Genomic DNA, 18,673 nt, shown 5'->3' with positions numbered 1-18,673 from the left:
GAGTGATCTTTAGTGGTCACGCGACTTGCACCCCGTCTCGGGGTTGTTCGGCAGCCGTGCGGCTGCGTCCCTTCCGCGCTTCACAGCCACCAGCCGGGCGAGGCCCGGTCTTACGGTCGGCTCCACGCTTAACGGCGGCCCCAACTGGGCCGACGACGCTAACTGTCTCCTCGTAGCGTGCGAGGTTGATCGCGGCATTGTCATCACGCTGGTGGGTGACCGAACAACCGTCGCATTGCCACATTTCGTCCCAGCCGATGTCCTGAACCACGCCGCATTGATGGCAGGTTTTGCTCGATGGGAACCAGCGGTCGGCGACCACCAGCTGCGACCCATACCAGCCCGTCTTGTAGGACAGGTGCCGCCGCGGTGTGCCCAGGGCGGCATCGGAGAGCCCGCGCCGTCTGGCGCGCGCCCCGGGCAGCCCTTTTTGCCGCAGCATCCCCGCAGCGTCCAAACCTTCAACAACGATCCGGCCGTGGGTTTTAGCCAACCGTGTCGTCAGGACATGCAGGTGATAAGTGCGGACATCGTTGACCCGGCGATGCAGCCGGGAAATCTCGGTGGTGCGCTCGCGATATTGTCGCGAGCCTTTCATGCAGCGCGAGCGGGCACGGCTGGCGTGCCGCAGCTCTGTGAGCGCAGCGTGCAGCGGCCGGGGGTTGGCGACCCGTTCCACGACCTCGCCGCGCTCGTCAGCGACGGTCGCCAGTCGGCGAACCCCGACGTCGATCCCGACCCGCGAGTCAGGCAGCGCCACCTTCGGCTGGATCGGTCGTTGCACCAGTACCCGCACACTCGCATCGATCCGGGTTCCGTTGCGGCGCACAGAAATCGCTAGCACCCGCGCTCGTCCGGATCGAGTCAACCGTTCGATCCGACGCATGTTCTCATGAGTACGGACGGTCCCGATCACCGGCAGTGTCAGATGTCGGCGGTCAGGTTCTATGCGCATCGCGCCGGTGGTGAAACACACCCGATCGGCGTCGCGGCCCTTGCGTTTGAACCGGGGGAACCCGACGCGTTTCCCGGCACGCTTGCCGGCACGGCTCTGTTGCCAGTTCCAGTACGCGTCCACTGCTCCACGAACTCCGTCGGCGTAGGCCTCCTTCGAACATTCCGGCCACCACACCGCCCCGGTCTCAGCATTGACACACACGCCGTCTTTGGCCTGGTTCCAGCGGTCCCGCATCCGGCGAAACGACGGCTTGTCGTTTTCGAGTCCGGTGGCGTGCCAGGCAGCGATGTCCGCTTTCAAGGCGGCAACGGTCCAGTTGAAGGCCTTACGTCGCGCACCGAAATGCCTTGCCAGCGTGCGAGCCTGATCCTCGGTCGGGTCCAGCGTGAACCGGAACGCCTGCACCGTCCACCCTTCAGGAACCTCGAACCGGGCCATCACGCCGCCTCACAGTCGTCAGCAGCAGCCGCGACAGCCCGCTTGGCTCGGTTGGCAGCAGCACGTTTGCCATACAACCGGGCGCACATCGATGTCAGAATCTCGGTCATATCCCGCACCAGGTCATCATCAACCTCAGCGGTGTCGACGACCACCAACTCTCGGCCCTGTGCGGCCTGGACGTACTCCGAGCCGAACCGGCAGAACCGGTCGCGGTGCTCAACCACGATCCGTTGCACCGTCGGGTCGCGCAGTAGAGCAAGGAACTTTCGGCGGTGCCCGTTCAAAGCCGAACCGACCTCGGTCACGACCTGTTCAACCGGGATCTGCTGGCTGGTGGCCCACGCGGTTACCCGCGCCACCTGCCGATCCAGATCCGCTTTCTGATCAGCCGAGGACACACGCGCATACACCGCCGTCCGGCGATCCACGCCGGTATCTGCGGTCGACTCGTCGACCAGGATCAACCGGCCGACCTTCACCGCCGAGACCGGCAACAGGCCCGCACGAAACCAGCGATACGCAGTCACCCGCGCAACCCCGTTGCGCTCAGCCCACACCGCCAGATTCATATTCCTGTTCCTACAGCACACCACCGACAACTAACGACCACTCAACCCGCAACAGTTGGCAACCCTCCCAGTGACCAGCCGACGAGCACCACACCGGCGGGGTCGTCGACACGCCCACGGGTGAATTGCACAGAGCCCAGCAGATCGGCGCGACCGCCGTCGGCGGCGTAGGAATTCCAGTCCGGGGCGACCACACCCAGACCGTGGCTCGCGATCAACTCGGCGAGCGACCGAACCGAGATGCGCGCGTCAGCCTGCTGACCGTGCCACAGCAGAACCGTGGGGTGGGTGGGAGCGCCGAAAACATCGGCCAGCCGACCGGCGGCGTATTCGAGTGTCTGCATGCGTTGCGGGTGGTCCCGCAGCTACTTGGGCGGCGCCGGTGCTGGAGCGGGAGCAGGTGGCGGGGCCGGTGCGCCCCCGCCGCCGATCAGCGAGTTGAGGATGCCCAGTCCCAAGCTGGCCTGCTCGGGAGACTTGCCCGGGTCGGGGACCGCGGCATCGTTTTTTTGCCACGTCTGGCAGCCGTCCGTTTTGAATGTTTTGTCGGTCGGCTCGATCCGCACGACCTGGGGCCTCTTGCTCATGGCGTTGTCGAGGGGCTGCTTGGCGTCTTCGCCGAGCCGCTTCCAGTAGCAGACGCCATTGCCGATCGGGCCGGCCGAGGTGTAGACGCCGGGCACGATGTCGGTTCCCACGTTGTACACGCCGTCTTTGTCGATTGTCGTTTTGGCGGGGGCCGGCGCCGGTCCATGACCTGGTGCCGCTCCGGGCGGGGGCGCGGGTGCCGGAGGAGGCGGCGCAGGTGTGGGGTCGGCCCCTGCGAGGCCGGCCGATGCAACCCAGCCCAGCGCCATCAGCGCCGTCGCGGCGGCTACCGTGGACTTAGATGTCACAAATGACAGCATACGGACTTCGCGAAATGCACGCGCGGGCCCCAAATGGGCAACTACGCGGTTTTAGTGAAGAGCGGCAGCAGTACACGACGCCGGGCAGTGGATGCGTCGGCGATGAACTGCAGCGCCTCATGGACCGTGGTGGCGGTCGGGAAGTCGATGTCGCCGCGGGTCAACAGCAGAGTCAGGCTCACGGCCTGACTCGGGATGACCGCCCATTCGAGGCCCGCGGCGGTGCACGCTTCATCGACGGCGTACAGCAGTCGCACTGCTTGCACACCGAAGCCGTCCACCCCGGTCAGGTCGAGCACAAAGGGCTTGTCCGGCAAGTTGAAGCGCTGGGCGTACTCGATGACCTGATCTACGTTGCTCGCGTCGACCGTGCCGGAGACGGTCACCACGGTTGCCAGGTGTCGGCATTGGGCGCGCACCAGAGCGCCGTTGCAGTCAACGGGTAGCTGCGGGTGCCGAGGTGCCGAGTAGGCGGCCGACCTAATCGAGTCGTTCATGTGACACTTCCCCCATTCCCAAACACTGCTACTGCAAAGTCAGGATCGCGATGATCCCTACCTGTTTGAGACGCTAATTGCCTACTCTAAGGTCACGTGTTCCAGCCTTTAATACTTCGGTAAGAAACAATTTCACGCGCCCGCAACAAAGTTGGGCTTGATTCAGCTGGCGTCGGTGATCACCAGCCACCGCCAGTCCTGGGCGTTGCTCGCCGTCGGCGCCTGCGGGGCGATCTGCAGGCACTCCATGATCACGCCTCTACCGACCGGTCGGGTCAGGTCCAGACGCCTGCAAACCGAGCGGGTGGGCGGGTGGTGGTCAGCAGTTCGTCAACCGATGCGCGATTCATCGCTTGCTTCCGCGCTCCTGCCTGCGCATTCGCTTCTGGGCACACCGGGTCGGCGGCTCGCTATCGCCCTAGCGCACTGATACCCTGCCAACGCCGTCACCTACGACGATACGCCGCGGTGGATGAGCACCGACGGCCCCACGGAAAGATTGTTGTGCGCAGCGGAGAGATCAAGGCCCTCACAGGACTTCGCATCGTCGCCGCCGTGTGGGTGGTGCTGTTCCACTTCCGTCCGCTGCTAAGCGATGCGGTACCGGGCTTTCTTGACGCGCTGACACCGGTGCTCAATTGCGGAGCCCAAGGTGTGGATCTGTTTTTCATCTTGAGTGGGTTCGTGCTGACCTGGAACTACCTCGACCGGATGGGCAGATCCTGGTCGACCCGTGCCACCCTGCATTTCCTCTGGCTGCGGCTGGCCAGGGTATGGCCGGTTTATCTGGTCACCCTGCACCTGGCCGCACTGTGGGTGATTTTCACGCTGCACGTCGGTCACGTACCGTCCCAGGAGATTCACCGATTCACCGCGATCAGCTATGTGCGTCAGGTCTTGCTGGCCCAGCTGTGGTTCCAGCCATTCTTTGACAACTCGAGCTGGGACGGCCCGGCATGGTCGATCAGCGCCGAGTGGTTGGCCTATCTGCTATTCGGGTCGCTGGTGCTGGTGATCTTTCGAATGGTTCGCGCAACCCGAGCCCGCACCCTGGTCTGGTTGGCGGTCGGGGCCTCGTTGTCCCCGGTGATGTCGCTGCTGGTGACCGGCCAGTTCTACACGCCGTGGAGCTGGCTGCCGCGCATTGTCATGCAGTTCACCGCCGGGGCGCTGGTCGCCGCGGCGGCCAGTCGTTTGCAGATCACCGATCGAGGCCGCCGGGCGGCCGGTTACGTCTCCGCACTGCTGATCGGCGGTGTAGTGGGCTTCCTCTACTGGTCCGACGCGCACCCGCTGCACGGTGTCTCCGACACTGGTGGTCTGGTCGACATCTTGTTCGTGCCGCTGGTCCTGACGCTGGCGATCGGCACGGGCAGCTTGCCGGCGCTGCTGGCCACCCGGCCGTTGGTCTACGGCGGGCAGATCTCGTTCTGCCTATACATGGTTCATGAGTTGGTGCACACGTCGTGGATCTGGACGGCGCAGCAGTTCGAGCTGACGATGTTCGCCAACGACGGCAAACTGTTGCTGGCTGCGGTGATCGCGGTGACCTTCGTCAGCGCGGCTGCGCTCTACCACGTCGTCGAGGAACCGGCCCGGCTCTGGATGCGCAGAATGGTCGGCGATGGCCGACCCGTGGTCGATGCCGATACTGCCGGGCAGGTCGCGGGCACCACGTTGCAGTCGATCGACGGCGCTCACGAAAGACGACCGAAGTCCGTGTCGGCGCGCGCGGGTTGAGCCTCGCGTGGCGGCGCGAGCAATACTGCGCCACAACATTGATCGAGTAAGATCGCTGTGGCGCGACGCCTTCGGCGTCCCGCGCCCGTCGACACGGTGGGGGTTTCACCAGCGCTGACTTCCTCCCGCGCGGGCACCGCGCGTCGACGACAAAGTTCGTCGTGGTGCTCTTACGATGCCGCTGATACGGGCAGGACAGGCGGCCGAGGTGGTGGACAGTGCAGTTAACGGTGGGTCGGGCAGCCACACTTGTCGTCGCGGCCGCGGTTGCAGCCGGACTCGTCCCGCACAGTCACGCCGCGCCGCAGCCTTTTCGGACTGTCGCCCGTGGAACACCGATCGACCACCTCGCGGTGATCGGGGACTCGTACACCACGGGCACCGACGAAGGCGGCTGGGGAGCGAACACGTGGACCAACCGCACCTGGCTGACGCTCGCACGCCAAGGCGTCCAGATCGCGCCCGAGGTCGCATCCGAGGGCAGGGCCGGCTATGTCGTCCGCGGTGACCACGGCAGCGTCTTCGAGGACCTGACGAATCGCGCGGTTCACCCCGACGACGCGCTGGTGGTGTTCTTCGGTTCACGCAACGACCACGGGGTCGATCCGGTGCAGATGACGACCATGGCGCACGACACCCTGGATCTGGCCCATCGGATAGCTCCGTCGGCGAAGTTGCTCGTGATCGGCCCGCCATGGACTGACTCCGATCCGCCATGGGATGTGCTGTATATCCGCGACATTCTCCGCGTTCAGGCCCACGATGCCGGAGCGACGTTCATCGACCCGATCAGCGAAGGCTGGTTCGTCGGCAGACCCGAATTGATCGGGCCTGACGGCGTGCACCCCAACGACGACGGGCACGCATACATGGCTGAGAAAATTGCTCCGCTGATCCACGCGCAGCTGTCCCGACGAGGCTGACCCCGCCCGCCGGCAACGGGTTGCGCACCCACTCGTCTCAGGTACCTCGGGAGCAGCGAGACATGAGTGGGGATCGAATGACATCTTTTCGCGCGGCAATCACGCTGTTCTTCAGTGTCGCCATGCTGGTGTTGGCAGTCGGCTGCCGCGGAAGACTCTTCGCAGATTTGACGGGTGAACTATTCAGTCGCACCGCGCGATCGGGATTAGGGTCGGGTCAATTCGACGTTAGGGGATCGCTCATGGCCAAGCTCAGGTTTGGGTATTTCATCGCACCGTTTCACCGCGCCGGGACCAACCCAACGCTTGCCATACGGCGGGACCTGGAATTCGTCGAACACCTCGACGCGCTGGGCTTCGACGAGGCGTGGATCGGCGAGCATCACTCCGCGGGCAGCGAGATCATCGCCTCGCCCGAGATCTTCATCGCCGCCGCCGCGGAACGGACCAAGTGGATCAAGCTGTGCACCGGCGTCATCTCGCTGGCCTACCACAACCCGCTCTGGGTGGCCGACCGGTTGATGATGCTGGATCACCTCACCCACGGCCGAGTGATCGGCGGGGTCGGTCCAGGTTCGCTGCCCAGCGACTCGGCGATGATCGGTCTGACGCCGACCGACACCCGGGAGCTGCTGGACACCAACCTCGACATCGTGGTGCGGCTGCTGCGCGGGGAGACAGTGTCGGCGAAAACGCCCACGCACGAACTACACAACGCCCGCCTGCAACTTGCGCCGTACTCCGACGGCGGCATGCCGCTGGCGGTGGCCGCAGTCGCCTCACCGACGGGTGCGCGACTGGCCGGTAAGCACGGCATCGGTCTGCTGTCGATCGGCGCCACGCTGACCGTCGACGGCTTCAACGCCCTGCAGTACCACTGGGACATCGTCGAAGAGCGCGCCTCGGTGTTCGGCACCGCAGTCGACCGCAAGAACTGGAGCCTGGTCGGACCGTTCCACGTCGCCGAGACCGACAAGCAGGCCCGAGAGGACGTGAAATTCGGTCTTGCACAGTGGTTCGAGTACTTCCAGAAGGTCGCCGCGTTCCCGCAGATGACCATGCCCGGTGAGCAGATCGACGAGATGATCGACGTCATCAACGACAATGGCGCCGGGGTGATCGGTACGCCCGATCGGGCCCGCGAGCAGGTGCAGCGGATGTGGGATCAGTCGGGTGGATTCGGTTGCATGCTGCAGATGGGCCACGAGTGGGCGAATCCGGCGGCGACCAAGCGATCGGCGGAACTGTTCGCCGCCGAAGTGATGCCGCATTTCCAGGGCCAGGCACAGCCGACCCTGGATGCCGCCGCGCGTGCCAGCGAAGTGCGCGAAGGCCTCGCGCAGTCGCAGAACGACGCCGTCGCGCACATGGCCAAGAAGTACGAAGACGAAATCGCCTCGAAATAGCGGGTTTTGGGCGTCAGCCGACGGTGATCCTCAGCTCGCGATGCCGGTGGCAGCCGCGAAGGCGCGTAACTCGCGCTCGATGTCGGATCCCGCTGGCTGGTAGGCGACTTCGGTGACCCCGACGCCCGCCAGGCCGCGCACCCACTCCGCCACCTGCCCGGCGGTCCCTGTCAGCGACGCGGCGCTGGCCATCGGGATGAGGTCGGCGACGTATGGCTCGTCGCGTGGGTTGGCCCTGACCAGGTGCCCTTCGTGAACGGCGAGATGCCGTTCGCTTTCGGGGTGTTTCTCCACCGCCTCCCGCCATCCGCGCCCGCCGGGCAATCCATCCACGGCTGCGGGGCCACCACGCTCGTATACGGCGTGATACATCACCACCGCTCCGGGGCCCGCGGCGTCGACGACTCGAGGCGAAGTCAGCTCTTCGCCCTCCTCGAGCACCGTCCCGAAGGCGAGCAGTGCCCGCCAGGCGGCCGCGTTGACCGCGTCAGGTTGGGGCACGGCAGCCGAGAACACGCCGTCGCCCAGTTCGGCGGCAACCGCCAGGCCCTTCGGGCCGTCGGCTCCGATCAGGATCGGCACGTCGATCGGTCGCCCGGCCCCATATCCGCTCGGGTGCATCATCTGGATCATGGCGCCGTCCCACTCGACGGTCTCGCCGGCCAGCAGGGATTTCAGGCAGCGGACATAGTCGGCGACCTGGCGCCACGGCAGCGGCCGCTTGCCCAACGAGAACCGCCCGGTGAAGCCGGATCCGATGGCCACCGCGACCCGGCCCGGCGCCTGATCCACAAGTTCGGCAATCGCGGCCGCGTTGACCATGGGGTGACGCAGGCTGGGAACCAGCACGCCCGGACCCAGCTCGATGCGAGACGTGCGCTCGGCGCAGCGGGTCAGGATCATCCACACATCGGGATACAGGGCAGGGGAGTCGTAGAGCCACGCTCGTCGGTAGCCGAGCGACTCTGCCAGTTCGACATGCGCCGGGGTGTCCGATGAGGTCGCGAACGCACAAGAAATGTCCATAGCCGGACCCTAATCGAGGCCGCTGACCACGGAGCGTCGTCGAGCAGACCCGCGACCAATTCCGTAAAGCCGCGCACGTCGGTCAGCTCGATCATCGGCATCATTCGGCATTGCACTCCTCGGTAGGGTTTTCAGCTGTTGCAGTCGACGACAAGGGGCCGCGGATGGCGGGGATGGCAGAGCTGGTGCCGGTACTTCCTGGGCATCGCTTCGACGAGGCTGCGCTTGCCCGGTACCTGCGCGGCCGGTTACCCGGATTCGACGGGCACTTGGAAGTCCGGCAGTTTCAGGGCGGTCAGAGCAATCCCACATTTCATTTGCAAACCGCCGGCGCTGAGTACGTGCTGCGCAAGAAGCCGCCCGGCAAGCTGCTGCCGCGGGCGCATGAGGTCGAGCGGGAGCACCGGGTCATGGCCGCATTGGCCGAAAGCGACGTCCCGGTGCCGCGGATGCAGCTGCTGTGCGACGACGAAGCCGTGCTCGGCACAACATTTTTCGTGATGGACCACGTTGCGGGCCGGGTCTTCCCGGACCGGGTCATGCGCGAGGAGACTCCCGCGCACCGCGCCGCGGTCTACCACGACCTGGCCAAAGTACTCGCGGCACTGCACCGGGTGGATTGGCGCGCAGTCGGACTCGAGGGCTTCGGTCGACCGGAGGGTTACCTGCAGCGCCAGGTGGCGTTGTGGACTCGCCAGTGGGACGCCGCGCGCATGGAGGACATGCCGGCGATGGATCAGTTGGCCGCGTGGCTGCCCGAGCACCTGCCGGCTGACGATGCGCCGCCGTGCATCGCCCACGGCGACTATCGGCTGGGCAACGTCCTGCTGCACCCGACCGAACCGCGGGTGGTGGCGGTGCTGGACTGGGAACTCTCGACGATCGGCAATCCACTTGCCGACCTCGGGTACTTCTGCGTGACGTACCACGTGCCTGGTGGGCCCGGTGGCAGAAGCGGCGTGCTCGACGAAGACTTCACTGGCACTGGACTTCCCGATCAGCAGTCGTTCCTCGACAGTTACCGCACGCATTCCGGTCGCGACCTGCCGGACTCGCTCGATGTGTTCGTGGTGTTCTCGATGTTCCGGCTGGCGTCGATCACCGCAGGGGTCTGGCGACGGGGCCTCGAAGGCAACGCGGCCGATTCGCGAGCCGGCACCGATGAATATCGCGAGCGTTACCGCAGTATGGCTGCGACTGCCTGGGAATTGGCGCAAACGATCACCGTGTGAAGCAGAGCTACAGACTCGCGAAGTAGCAGCCCAGCAGACACGTGACAAGCCCTAGTACCCATCCGCTGGTGGTCACCTTGAGCCAGAGCGGTGCGCGACGAACTTCCATGAAATGCTGAATCACCAAGTACGCCTTGACCGCAGCAATGAGCAGAACCACGGAAGTGACCGTCGTGTTGATCTGATGGGCGGCGCCGCCGTCTCGCGAGACGAACGATGACGCGATGGTGACCGCGGTGAGGATTGCCCACACGATCGTCAACGGACTGCGAACCAGAGACGTCATAGATTTACCTCATCAGGTAGAGCAGCGCGAAGAGGACCAGCCACAAGACATCGACCATGTGCCAGTAGGTGGCTCCGGTCTCGACAAGCGAGATCTTGGGCGTGGCCGATGTTTTGAGATTGCGAATCACGAAGCACATGATGACCAGGCCGAGCGCAACATGGCAGAGATGCATGCCGGTCATCACAAAGTAGTACATGAAGAACAGGTTCTTTCCCGGCGTCAGACCCGCACTGATCTCGGGAATCCACTCGAACAGCTTCACCAGTGGGAAGGCAGCGCCGAAGGCGAATGCAATTATCCACCCGTGCAGAGCATTTGCCGAATCTCCGGCGCGAGCGGCCGCCGTACCCAAGGCGACGAACAACGAACTCGTCAGCAAAAGCACGGTGTTGACCGCACCGATATCGACATTGAGCCGAGCCTGGCTCTGCAGGAACAGATCCTGATGCTGACCGCGGAAGTACATGTAGCCGACGAAGTACACAGCGAAGATCAGCAGGTCGCCGATGACGAAGAACCACATGCTCGATTCGCCCGGGACGCGACCGCGCGCGCCGGCGACCGATTCGGCCACGTTGGTCATGCGAGTTGATTCTCGGGTTGGTTCTTGATCGCCGTGAAAATGCGCAAATAGACGATGATCTGCCACGAGACGTAGAGCACCATGGCGAACCAGAACGTCATCAGGCCGTTCCAGGCGAAAGGACCCGATTTAGCGATCCAGACCGGGGCCGCCATCAACTCGGTGACGTATTGCCAAATGGTGTAGTAACCCAACCACTTTGGCAGGATGTTGTTCTCGTCCAGGATGATGGCCAGACCGAACGCCATCCACATGACGCAAAAGCAGCCCAGTGAGCCGATGAACGCCAGATAGCCGAAGTCGTAGAGCATCGACAGGACAGCCGCGCTGTAGCCCGGGCGAAACGCACCCAGACCGAAGCAGAACATCGGGAACAACATCCCGACGATCGCGCCGGTTATCGCACCGACCATCATCGAGTAGCGGAAGGCCGGGCTGACTGACATCCGCTTGACCTGCATGAGGTAACAGGCATTGGATACCGGTGCCAAACCGTAAGCCAGGGTGAGGATTACGCACGCGATCAGCAGGTTGTGGGAATGCATGAAATCGACGATGCGAGATGTGGGATCGCTGGGTGACCGCGGCGGCATCATCCAGCTCAGTGGCACGAACACCAGACCGAACAGGCCGAAGAAGAAGGGCACGCTCCAGAATGCGATCCACTGGTCGAGTTTGCGATTGGTCCGCCACGACTTTTTCGGCCGAACGCCCGACCGTGGGACCGCGACCACGTAGGCGCTCATGCGAGAGCCACCTGCTCGTGGCCCTGGTGGTTGACGGCTCGCAGCAGGGCCCAGAACATCACCGCGATGTAGACGGCAAACGTGGTCAGCCGCAGGGTGAATGAGAGAGGAGCGTTCCAGGCAAGCGGGCCTGCCTTGTACAGAATGGAGAACGCGCCTGGGGCCAGCAATGCGACGGTTGCGACGTTGAAGTCCGCCACCCATCGCGGGAAAATCGGATCTGCGCGGTCATCGAGGTAGACGCTCAACGCGAAGCACAGGTTCTGCACCATGATGGTCCCAACGGGCGCGACGAAGAAGAACCACGCCATGTCGTTGAGCAAGCTGGTCAACTGCGGGTCACGGTCGGGCCGGAAAGCGGCCATGCCCCAGCAATAGTCGGCGAGGATGAAGGCCGTGGTACCGACGCCGACGCAGATGACGTAGGCGTAGGTCAAGACCGGACTTGACGTGTTGCTCCGGGAGATCTGCACGGCGGTCACGGCGAACAGCGGCACCAGAGAGCATGCGATCAGGTTGCACAGCACCGACACACCCAGGACTCCGGTGGCGTTGCCCTGGAAAAACGCCGCGACCTGATCGGGCGTCAACGTCGGCGACAGCGGTGGGGAGAACACCGGGAACGCGAAGTAGGCCAAGACGAACAGTGCCACCGCCGGCGGCGCCGTCCACAACAGGATGCGTTGACCTCTGGTGTTCATCGCTGCCGTCCCTGCCTCGGCGGATGGGAAAACGTGCGTCTCAGATCTAGCACGTTCACTGACAGATAACAACGAAATCGGATAACCCCGGCGGCACAGTGAACCCTTCGACAAGCAGTATTGAATACCGGACTCGGCCGGGAGCGGGACTTTGATTGATACCTGTCAGCGAATCGACCGAGTGCGGCAGAATGGCGGTGTGCCAGACACCGTCACGGGTCGCGACGCTCAGCGCCAGAAAACGCGTGCGCGGCTACTCGATGCCGCGATCGTTGAGTTCCAGCGCGCCGGCGCACACTCGGCGGATATCAACGCGATCGTCGAAGCCGCGGGGGTCGCCCGAAGCACCTTCTACTTTCACTTTCCGACCCGAGAGCACGTCCTGCTCGAGCTGATCCGCCGAGAGGAGGACTATCTTGCCGAGGAACTGAGTCGGTTTCTCAACACCCGCCGCAATCTTCCGGAAGTGTTGAGCGAAATCATCAGACTCGTCATCGCACTCGAGACCCGTTGGAGTGCAGCACTATTCCGTGATGTAATCAGCCTCTACTTCTCCCCGACGGCACCCAAGGACGAGAATTGGACGAAGCACCCCACGTTTCTGCTACTGGCCGCCGAGATCGAACGAGCGCGCATCCGGGGTGAGCTCTACGACGACGTCGACCCCTACGATAGCGCCGCGTTCTTTCTGATCGGCGTGCACGGGCAACTGGTCAGCGCGGGAGTGCCGGGGGCGTCGCGTGATGAGGTACTGAAGAGATTCGTCACGAGCACCTTGCGCAGCTTGCAGCGCTGAGCACTCGCACGACACCCGGCGCTCAGGTCTTGGTGACGGGGCTCATACACTGACCGACCGTGGGCATTCTGTTTGGCTTCGCACCGTGGATCGTCTACTGGATCCTGGTCGGCAACACTCCAGTCGACGTCGCGGCTCTGGCCGCCTTCGCGCTCGCCATCGCCGGGCTGGTCGCCGGTTTTCTCACCCGGACACCTAGGCGGTCACTCGAAATCGGCTCCGGTGCAACATTTCTGGCGCTCACGGCGCTGACTTTACTGGCCAACCAGTCGGTGGCGCTGCGGTGGGGGCTGCCGCTCAGCTTCGCCGGGGCGCTGCTGACCACTGTGTTCAGCCGGCGATTCGGCACGTCGTTCGCGCATGAGTACGCCGCGGCGAATCAACCACCGGCGGTGGTCAACAGCGATGTGTTCGGCCAGATCGTCGCCCGACTGACCTGGATCTGGGTCGTGGTGTTCGCCGGTATGACGGTGTCATCGGCGATCCCAGCGATCTTCGACGCCCACGGATCCGCGTGCTACATCGGCTCCTGGGTCGTGCCGGTCACCCTGCTCGGTCTGGGCGCACTCGCCACCCGGATTCTGCCGGACTGGATGACCGCCACCGCCGGCGACGTCGAACGCAAAACCACGTTCGTGGCCTACCACGAGGCCACCATCGACGAGCTGTACTACCTGGCCCAAGAGCACGCCAACCGCGAGGTGGGAGCTGGTGAAGAAGCCTACGCCGTCAAGGTCGGAAGTAAGGGCACGGCGCTGGTCGGCGACGATAGCCGCCATTCGTGGCCGTCAACCTACAAAGTGCGCCAGTCACGGCGCTGAGGATCTCTGGTCAGAAGACGCGGACCCAGTCGACCAGCATCTCGGCCGGGTAGCTGCCCGACGCGGGGTCACCACCACCCGAACCACCGACGGCGAGGTTCAACACCGGGAACAGGTTGTAGTCCGGGTCGTTGAACGGCCACTTACGGATCGGATCGTTGAGATCTTCGATCCCGGTGGACGGAACGCTGAAGTAGGGCTCCTTGCCGTCGGTGTAGTCCTCCCAGAAGTAGAACCCGCTCTGGTTCCACGTCACACGCCAGGTGTGCCAACCGCCGTCCACGGCGATCGGCTGCGTTTCGAACGCCGTACCGAACGGGTCGGCGTGCACGGTGGTGCCGGCGGGCCATTCACCGTTGCCGTACCACTCGAGCAGGTCCACCTCACCCTCGCGACCGGGAAAGTCGTTCGACAGCCACCACGCCGGCCACGCGCCAGCGGTGAGGCAGTCGAGTTTGATCCGGGCCTCCCAGGTGGTTCCGATACCGCCGCGCCAATTTCCGCTGATCAAGCCGCCGAAGTACCTATTGCCGTCGTGGGTCGCACGCAGAACGAGGTTGGAGTTGCCGTCGACAAAGACGTTTTCCCGGCTATTTCGGTACTGGCCCCAGAATTCGGGCCGGTCGAAACCGGTCGGATTTTTGATCGGGGTGCGGTGGACCGAGACTGCCCACTTCGACGGGTCGGGCGCCGAGCCGGCCGGGCCGTCGAACTCGTCGTGAAACAGAAAGCCGCCGGTCTGCATGCCCGGTACCGGAGCAGACGGCGCAGGCGCCGGTCTCGACGGATACGCATGGGCTTTCGGGGCGGGGATTGCGGCAGCCAGCGCGCCAATCCCGAACGTCAACATGACGTTGCGTCGATTCATTTCGGGCACAGACAGATAATATAGAGAGCATTGCGCCGACCCGCAGGCCCGTTTGCGTTATCGACGAACCCGCCCCCGGACCGACGCCGGTCCGCGGGTCTTGGCAGACTGTGTCGCATGGCACAGATAACTTTGCGCGGAAACACCATCAACACCGTCGGCGACCTGCCGGCCGTCGGGGCCAAAGCACCCGTGTTTAACCTGACCGGATCGGATCTGGGCGCGGTGACCAGTGCGCAATTTGCGGGTAAACCCCTGCTGCTGAATATCTTTCCGTCAATAGACACCCCGGTCTGCGCGAACAGCGTGCGCACTTTCAACGAGCGCGCTGCCGCCGGCGGTGTAGCGGTGGTGAACGTGTCCAACGACCTGCCGTTCGCGCAGGCCCGCTTTTGTGGTGCCGAGGGCATCGAGAACGTGCAGAGCGCGTCGGCGTTCCGTGACAGCTTCGGCCGGGACTACGGCGTCACGATCGCCGACGGTCCCTTCGCCGGCCTCCTTGCCCGGGCCGTGGTGGTGATCGATGCCGACGGCAATGTCGCCTACGAAGAACTCGTGCCGGAAATCGCCCAGGAACCCAACTACGACGCAGCGCTGGCCGCGGTGAGCGCATCGGCCTAGCTCGGCTCGGGCTGCAGTTTTCCAGCCGATGTCGTAGGCCAAACAGGCACGTTCACATGGGGTGTGCCGTGAATCCGGTGAACAGCATCCGCATGTGGGCGGCACGCAGCTGTTCACAACACGCGCCGGAATTGAGTCTGCGCCGATGCGCTCATTTCTCTCCCTCCCCGCTCGTGAGCGACTGGGGACCGACCGGCGCTCGGTCGACAGCGGGGCACAGCGTCACCAGCAGCACTCCCGCGGCGAAGGTCGCCGCGGTCAGCGAAGAGAAGTGCCCCGAGGGCGCAAATCCGTCCGCGGCGATCGACGACAGCCCGGCGGCCGCCATCGCGGCGCCGACCAGCATCACCGGCTCGGCCCAGCGCCCGCGCAACACGTTGAGCGCGGGCAGCGGCGCCGCGAAAATCCTTCTGCCGAGCCACAACAACCTCAGCTCCAGCACCATTACCAGGCTGAGCACCACTACCCATTCCAACCGGGCCAGCCACCACTGCACGCCGCCTTCGACAGGTTGAGGTAGCAGACCGGCAGGGTAGCCGACGATCGCCACCAGCACGACGGGGACCATGTGCCACAAGTAAAGAGCCATCACGTTGCGGTTGGCTCCCCCCAGTATCCGTTGCACCGCAGCGGTACTCAGCACGCGGTTGAGCGCCGGCGCCAGGGCGATCACCATCCCGGCTTGCGCGCAGCCGAATGCCATCATCGCCGCCGTGGGCGGAGAGGTGTTCTGCACTGCCTGGCCCGGAACACCGATCATGCTGACCGGGTATCGGCGTAGCCAGATCAGCACGGCCAGGAGAGCTGCCGAGCCGACGCCGAGCACCACCGAGCGGACTCCGGCGAGAAATCCGCTCTGCCAAGCTATTCCAATCTGGTAAAGCAACCCCCAGCACAACAGATAGTTGAGCTGGCCCAGGTGGGGGACATGCCCGACCAGCGAGGCCGCGTCGACCGCCGCGACGGCCGCCGCCAGCGCAGCCGGCGCCAATAGCCCCCAACGCCGTTGGGCGGCAATCGCAACCGGCGTCAGCGACACCACCACGAGGTAGACGCCGAGAAACCACAGCTGCATGGCGACCGCCCAGCCCGCGTATTCCAACAGTGAGCCCGACGTACCGGCATTCTCGAAGGCCACGACAACTGCCGACACCAGCGCGACGTAGACGGCTGACGGCCCGAGCACCCGGGCGAGCCGATGCCGTAGCCAGGCCTGGCGAGAGGCGCCCTGCACGTCGCGCCGACGGGTCCACGACACCGCGCCGGCAAACCCGGCTGCCAGGAAAAATGTCGGAACGGCCTGGAAGGGCCACGTGAGCCACTGGGTCCAGGGCTGGTCGAGGAGCGGGTTTTGCCGTCCGAAGGATCCGTCGTGGTAAGTCACCGATCCGGCCAGCCAGTGACCGAGGACAATGAGCACGACCCCGGAAACGCGATAAAAATCCACTGCGAGGTTCCGAACCGGCGTGTCGGCCATATCCGAAAATACCTTGGTAGCAGGCAGCTAAGTGTGACCTGTGAGGTTTGTGAGTCCAATCCTCGACACGGCCGACGTCCGAACTCTTCCGGTAAACTTAGGGCCTCGACGCCGAGGTTCGGCAGATCGTAGTCCGGAAGGTGTTCCCCATATGGTCACGCGTTCAATGAGCAAACGGGCTGCTGTAGCTGTAGGTCTGGCGGTGTCGGCGCTAGCTGGCGCGGGAATCGCGTCCGCTGACGATCTCTCCCCGGCGGCAATCAACACCACGTGCAGCTACCCGCAGGTTATCGCGGCTCTCGATGCTCAACAGCCGGGTGCCGGCGCAAAGCTCCGCAGTTCAGGTATGGCAAGCGGCTTCTTGCAGCGATACCTCGCCTCGCCGCCGCCGCAGCGCATCCAGATGGCCCAGCAGGCCCAGGCGCAATTCCCCAAGCAGGCCAACGAGTACTTGCCGCTGATCAACCAGGTGGCCGTCACCTGCAACAACTTCTGACGTTCCGCGGTGGATCTGCGGCGTGCAGGTCGACCGCGTTATGTGCCGTGCGGAGCTCTACCAGACCCGAATCCAGTCGACCAGCATCTGCGCCGGGTACTTACCCGCTCCGGGATCGCCGCCTCCGGAGCCGGCAACCGCAAGGTTGAACACCGGATAGACGGTGTAGCCGGGGCCGTTGAACGGCCAATCCGGCAGCGAGTCCGCCGGCACGGAGAAGTACGGCTCCGCGCCGTCGACGTAGTCCTTCCAGAACCGCATGCCGGTCGCATCCCATTGGCATCGCCAGGTATGCCAGGCGCTGTCGACAGAGATGTTCTGGGTCTTCCATTCACCGCCGTTGGCTTTGGCGTGCACGGTGGTGGCTGATGGCCAGCTGCCGTTGCCGTACCACTCGACGATGTCGATTTCGCCTTGGTCGTCATTTCCCAGCCAGTAGGCGGGCCAGGCACCGGCGGTCAGGCAGTCGAGCCTGACGCGCGCCTCCCAGGTGTGGCCGACACCGCCTCTCCAGCGGCTTTGGACTTTGCCGCCGTAAAAGGTGGGTCCGTCTTTGGTGGCTTGGAGAACCAGATTGGACTTGCCGTCGACATATACATTGAGACGGTCGTCGCGGTATCGGCCGATGTTCTCCGGTAGCTCCCAGTGCGTCGGATCTTTGATGGTTTCGCGTGCCGTGGCCACCGCCCATTTCGATGGATCAGGTGCCGAACCCGCCGGGCCGTCGAAGTCGTCGGAGAAGATGTAGCCACCCGCCGGAGCGGCCGGTGGCCGCGGAGAAGCACCTGCCCGGGGCGCGGGCACCGCGGCGGACAGCACGCCGAATCCGGTCAGCAACAACCACGCGCGACGATCCATCTCCGGCATAGGCACAGCACCATAGCAGAGGCTCCAGCGGCTATCGGGCAGCGAAAACCAAGCTGACCCGCCCAGACACCGGCGGTGGCGGGGCACCTACGGCAGTATGGGCCAGCGGGTGTTTCGCCGGTCTGTCGTGCAGGGTCTGGCCCTAGACCAGCCGCATGTCGATGTAGAGGACGTTGTCGATCTCGCCCCAGTCGTGGATCGGGATGAGGTGCGGCTCCTGGACGATGGCCGCGGCGAGCGATTCGCGCAGGAAACGGGCACGGAATTTCTCGCTGCTTCCTTTCGCTACGGTCAGTATCCGCCCAGACGGCAGGCGGTGCAGGCGTTTGCCACGGTCACGTTATCGCGTGCGGGGGTGCGCGCCGGCTACACCTTCGGGCAACAGCCCACGTCGGAGAGCCGGTCCAGCTGCTCGAGGAATTGGTGGGCTTCGCGGTAGGCGGCGGCCGTCGACGGCTTTTGGCACGGCATCTTGCGGAGCACCGACGCCGCCGTCCCGAGCCGCACCAGGACATCGCCGATGTCGGCTTCCGGAATGTCCACCACGGCGCCGCGGTAGTTGCTCGAGATGCATTGGATCGCCTTCGGCAGCCGCTTGGCGTCCGGCGTGATGCCGTCAGCCAGCAGGTAAGGCAACTTCCAGGTATGGGTGTCGTTCGCGGCGCCGACATAGGCGAAGCACTGCATGGCGACCTTGTATTTCGGGTG

21 protein-coding genes and 2 pseudogenes are annotated in these 18,673 nt (G+C 64.5%); 8 read left to right on the top strand and 15 right to left on the bottom strand.

All coding sequences use genetic code 11. The annotated features are described in order from the left end of the window. Positions 1–16: 16 nt before the first annotated feature. The 6 genes and pseudogenes from tnpB to ABDV69_RS14615 all read right to left on the bottom strand — a co-directional run. Entirely contained in the window at positions 17–1,396 is a 1,380-nt protein-coding gene (tnpB, locus tag ABDV69_RS14640) for an IS607 family element RNA-guided endonuclease TnpB (RefSeq protein ID WP_343575561.1), read from the bottom strand. Further along, entirely contained in the window at positions 1,396–1,968 is a 573-nt protein-coding gene (locus ABDV69_RS14635; RefSeq protein WP_343575559.1) for an IS607 family transposase, read from the bottom strand. The genes tnpB and ABDV69_RS14635 overlap by 1 nt, the downstream gene beginning before the upstream one ends. Positions 1,969–2,030: 62 nt before the next feature. Next, a pseudogene (locus ABDV69_RS14630) lies at positions 2,031–2,312 on the bottom strand (esterase); the annotation flags it as partial. A gap of 21 nt (positions 2,313–2,333) precedes the next feature. Beyond that, the gene (locus ABDV69_RS14625; protein WP_343575585.1) at positions 2,334–2,825 is read right to left on the bottom strand and encodes a hypothetical protein; all 492 of its coding nucleotides are present in this window, start codon (positions 2,823–2,825) and stop codon (positions 2,334–2,336) included. Between the two features lie 92 nt (positions 2,826–2,917). Continuing rightward, positions 2,918–3,373 (bottom strand): STAS domain-containing protein, encoded by a 456-nt coding sequence (locus tag ABDV69_RS14620; RefSeq protein WP_343575557.1) that lies wholly within the window; start codon positions 3,371–3,373, stop codon positions 2,918–2,920. 171 nt (positions 3,374–3,544) lie between these two features. Beyond that, positions 3,545–3,723, bottom strand: a pseudogene (locus ABDV69_RS14615) (nitroreductase family protein); the annotation flags it as partial. Between the two features lie 154 nt (positions 3,724–3,877). On the opposite strand from ABDV69_RS14615, the gene ABDV69_RS14610 reads away from it, so the two are divergent. From ABDV69_RS14610 to ABDV69_RS14600, 3 genes are all read left to right on the top strand, one after another. Continuing rightward, positions 3,878–5,113, top strand: coding sequence for an acyltransferase (locus tag ABDV69_RS14610; RefSeq protein WP_343575555.1), 1,236 nt, complete (start codon positions 3,878–3,880; stop codon positions 5,111–5,113). 218 nt (positions 5,114–5,331) lie between these two features. After that, positions 5,332–6,036 carry a GDSL lipase gene (locus ABDV69_RS14605; protein WP_343575553.1) on the top strand — a complete coding sequence of 235 codons (705 nt, stop codon included), beginning with the start codon at positions 5,332–5,334 and terminating at the stop codon, positions 6,034–6,036. 242 nt (positions 6,037–6,278) lie between these two features. Continuing rightward, positions 6,279–7,442 carry an LLM class flavin-dependent oxidoreductase gene (locus tag ABDV69_RS14600; protein WP_343575552.1) on the top strand — a complete coding sequence of 388 codons (1,164 nt, stop codon included), beginning with the start codon at positions 6,279–6,281 and terminating at the stop codon, positions 7,440–7,442. Positions 7,443–7,472: 30 nt separating this feature from the next. Here the strand turns inward: ABDV69_RS14600 and ABDV69_RS14595 are convergent, their stop codons facing one another. Then, complete coding sequence (locus ABDV69_RS14595) at positions 7,473–8,468, bottom strand: LLM class flavin-dependent oxidoreductase (protein WP_343575550.1); 996 nt, start codon at positions 8,466–8,468, stop codon at positions 7,473–7,475. Between the two features lie 164 nt (positions 8,469–8,632). Between ABDV69_RS14595 and ABDV69_RS14590 the strand changes: the two genes are divergently transcribed. Beyond that, a complete protein-coding gene (locus ABDV69_RS14590) occupies positions 8,633–9,700 on the top strand; it encodes a phosphotransferase family protein (RefSeq protein WP_343575548.1) in 1,068 nt (355 codons plus the stop codon). A 7-nt stretch (positions 9,701–9,707) separates the two neighbouring features. Here the strand turns inward: ABDV69_RS14590 and ABDV69_RS14585 are convergent, their stop codons facing one another. From ABDV69_RS14585 to ABDV69_RS14570, 4 genes are read right to left on the bottom strand one after another with little or no spacing between them, the layout of a single operon-like run. After that, the gene (locus tag ABDV69_RS14585; protein WP_343575546.1) at positions 9,708–9,986 is read right to left on the bottom strand and encodes a cytochrome C oxidase subunit IV family protein; all 279 of its coding nucleotides are present in this window, start codon (positions 9,984–9,986) and stop codon (positions 9,708–9,710) included. A 4-nt stretch (positions 9,987–9,990) separates the two neighbouring features. Continuing rightward, positions 9,991–10,572, bottom strand: coding sequence for a cytochrome c oxidase subunit 3 (locus ABDV69_RS14580; protein WP_343575544.1), 582 nt, complete (start codon positions 10,570–10,572; stop codon positions 9,991–9,993). Next, the gene (locus ABDV69_RS14575) at positions 10,569–11,318 is read right to left on the bottom strand and encodes a hypothetical protein (RefSeq protein WP_343575542.1); all 750 of its coding nucleotides are present in this window, start codon (positions 11,316–11,318) and stop codon (positions 10,569–10,571) included. The genes ABDV69_RS14580 and ABDV69_RS14575 overlap by 4 nt, the downstream gene beginning before the upstream one ends. Next, positions 11,315–12,019 carry a hypothetical protein gene (locus ABDV69_RS14570; RefSeq protein WP_343575540.1) on the bottom strand — a complete coding sequence of 235 codons (705 nt, stop codon included), beginning with the start codon at positions 12,017–12,019 and terminating at the stop codon, positions 11,315–11,317. The genes ABDV69_RS14575 and ABDV69_RS14570 overlap by 4 nt, the downstream gene beginning before the upstream one ends. 199 nt (positions 12,020–12,218) lie before the next feature. Here ABDV69_RS14570 and ABDV69_RS14565 point away from each other — a divergent pair, with 199 nt between their 5' ends. Together ABDV69_RS14565 and ABDV69_RS14560 are read left to right on the top strand one after the other, a co-directional pair. Further along, a complete protein-coding gene (locus ABDV69_RS14565; RefSeq protein WP_343575537.1) occupies positions 12,219–12,815 on the top strand; it encodes a TetR/AcrR family transcriptional regulator in 597 nt (198 codons plus the stop codon). A 59-nt stretch (positions 12,816–12,874) separates the two neighbouring features. Further along, the gene (locus tag ABDV69_RS14560; protein ID WP_343575535.1) at positions 12,875–13,636 is read left to right on the top strand and encodes a hypothetical protein; all 762 of its coding nucleotides are present in this window, start codon (positions 12,875–12,877) and stop codon (positions 13,634–13,636) included. A gap of 10 nt (positions 13,637–13,646) precedes the next feature. Here the strand turns inward: ABDV69_RS14560 and ABDV69_RS14555 are convergent, their stop codons facing one another. Further along, positions 13,647–14,519, bottom strand: coding sequence for a glycoside hydrolase family 16 protein (locus tag ABDV69_RS14555; RefSeq protein ID WP_343575583.1), 873 nt, complete (start codon positions 14,517–14,519; stop codon positions 13,647–13,649). Between the two features lie 102 nt (positions 14,520–14,621). On the opposite strand from ABDV69_RS14555, the gene tpx reads away from it, so the two are divergent. After that, the gene (gene tpx / locus ABDV69_RS14550) at positions 14,622–15,125 is read left to right on the top strand and encodes a thiol peroxidase (RefSeq protein WP_343575533.1); all 504 of its coding nucleotides are present in this window, start codon (positions 14,622–14,624) and stop codon (positions 15,123–15,125) included. Positions 15,126–15,276: 151 nt separating this feature from the next. On the opposite strand, the gene ABDV69_RS14545 is transcribed toward tpx, so the two are convergent. Further along, positions 15,277–16,602: an acyltransferase gene (locus ABDV69_RS14545; protein ID WP_343575531.1), complete on the bottom strand. Its 1,326-nt coding sequence runs from the start codon at positions 16,600–16,602 to the stop codon at positions 15,277–15,279. Between the two features lie 151 nt (positions 16,603–16,753). Between ABDV69_RS14545 and ABDV69_RS14540 the strand changes: the two genes are divergently transcribed. Further along, positions 16,754–17,098: a hemophore-related protein gene (locus ABDV69_RS14540; RefSeq protein ID WP_343575529.1), complete on the top strand. Its 345-nt coding sequence runs from the start codon at positions 16,754–16,756 to the stop codon at positions 17,096–17,098. Positions 17,099–17,155: 57 nt separating this feature from the next. Here ABDV69_RS14540 and ABDV69_RS14535 read toward each other — a convergent pair whose 3' ends face one another. Together ABDV69_RS14535 and ABDV69_RS14530 are read right to left on the bottom strand one after the other, a co-directional pair. Beyond that, complete coding sequence (locus ABDV69_RS14535; protein WP_343575527.1) at positions 17,156–17,965, bottom strand: glycoside hydrolase family 16 protein; 810 nt, start codon at positions 17,963–17,965, stop codon at positions 17,156–17,158. Positions 17,966–18,331: 366 nt separating this feature from the next. After that, positions 18,332–18,673: hypothetical protein (locus ABDV69_RS14530; RefSeq protein ID WP_343575525.1), on the bottom strand; the 342-nt coding region annotated here is incomplete at its 5' end.

The organism is Mycobacterium sp. (assembly GCF_039583785.1).
In the GTDB taxonomy this organism is placed as follows: domain Bacteria; phylum Actinomycetota; class Actinomycetes; order Mycobacteriales; family Mycobacteriaceae; genus Mycobacterium.
The sequence above is the reverse complement of the archived record's forward strand: the minus strand, read 5'-3'. Positions and strand labels throughout refer to the sequence as shown.

Excerpts from the sequence above, each read along its gene's own strand:
- ABDV69_RS14625 (WP_343575585.1), bottom strand. The coding sequence starts at position 2,825 with ATGGCGCTGGGCTGGGTTGCATCGGCCGGCCTCGCAGGGGCCGACCCC.
- ABDV69_RS14540 (WP_343575529.1), top strand. The coding sequence starts at position 16,754 with ATGGTCACGCGTTCAATGAGCAAACGGGCTGCTGTAGCTGTAGGTCTG.
- ABDV69_RS14580 (WP_343575544.1), bottom strand. The coding sequence starts at position 10,572 with ATGACCAACGTGGCCGAATCGGTCGCCGGCGCGCGCGGTCGCGTCCCG.
- tpx (WP_343575533.1), top strand. The coding sequence starts at position 14,622 with ATGGCACAGATAACTTTGCGCGGAAACACCATCAACACCGTCGGCGAC.
- ABDV69_RS14590 (WP_343575548.1), top strand. The coding sequence starts at position 8,633 with ATGGCGGGGATGGCAGAGCTGGTGCCGGTACTTCCTGGGCATCGCTTC.
- ABDV69_RS14535 (WP_343575527.1), bottom strand. The coding sequence starts at position 17,965 with ATGCCGGAGATGGATCGTCGCGCGTGGTTGTTGCTGACCGGATTCGGC.
- tnpB (WP_343575561.1), bottom strand. The coding sequence starts at position 1,396 with ATGGCCCGGTTCGAGGTTCCTGAAGGGTGGACGGTGCAGGCGTTCCGG.
- ABDV69_RS14600 (WP_343575552.1), top strand. The coding sequence starts at position 6,279 with ATGGCCAAGCTCAGGTTTGGGTATTTCATCGCACCGTTTCACCGCGCC.
- ABDV69_RS14620 (WP_343575557.1), bottom strand. The coding sequence starts at position 3,373 with ATGAACGACTCGATTAGGTCGGCCGCCTACTCGGCACCTCGGCACCCG.
- ABDV69_RS14575 (WP_343575542.1), bottom strand. The coding sequence starts at position 11,318 with ATGAGCGCCTACGTGGTCGCGGTCCCACGGTCGGGCGTTCGGCCGAAA.
- ABDV69_RS14570 (WP_343575540.1), bottom strand. The coding sequence starts at position 12,019 with ATGAACACCAGAGGTCAACGCATCCTGTTGTGGACGGCGCCGCCGGCG.
- ABDV69_RS14635 (WP_343575559.1), bottom strand. The coding sequence starts at position 1,968 with ATGAATCTGGCGGTGTGGGCTGAGCGCAACGGGGTTGCGCGGGTGACT.
- ABDV69_RS14585 (WP_343575546.1), bottom strand. The coding sequence starts at position 9,986 with ATGACGTCTCTGGTTCGCAGTCCGTTGACGATCGTGTGGGCAATCCTC.
- ABDV69_RS14595 (WP_343575550.1), bottom strand. The coding sequence starts at position 8,468 with ATGGACATTTCTTGTGCGTTCGCGACCTCATCGGACACCCCGGCGCAT.
- ABDV69_RS14545 (WP_343575531.1), bottom strand. The coding sequence starts at position 16,602 with ATGGCCGACACGCCGGTTCGGAACCTCGCAGTGGATTTTTATCGCGTT.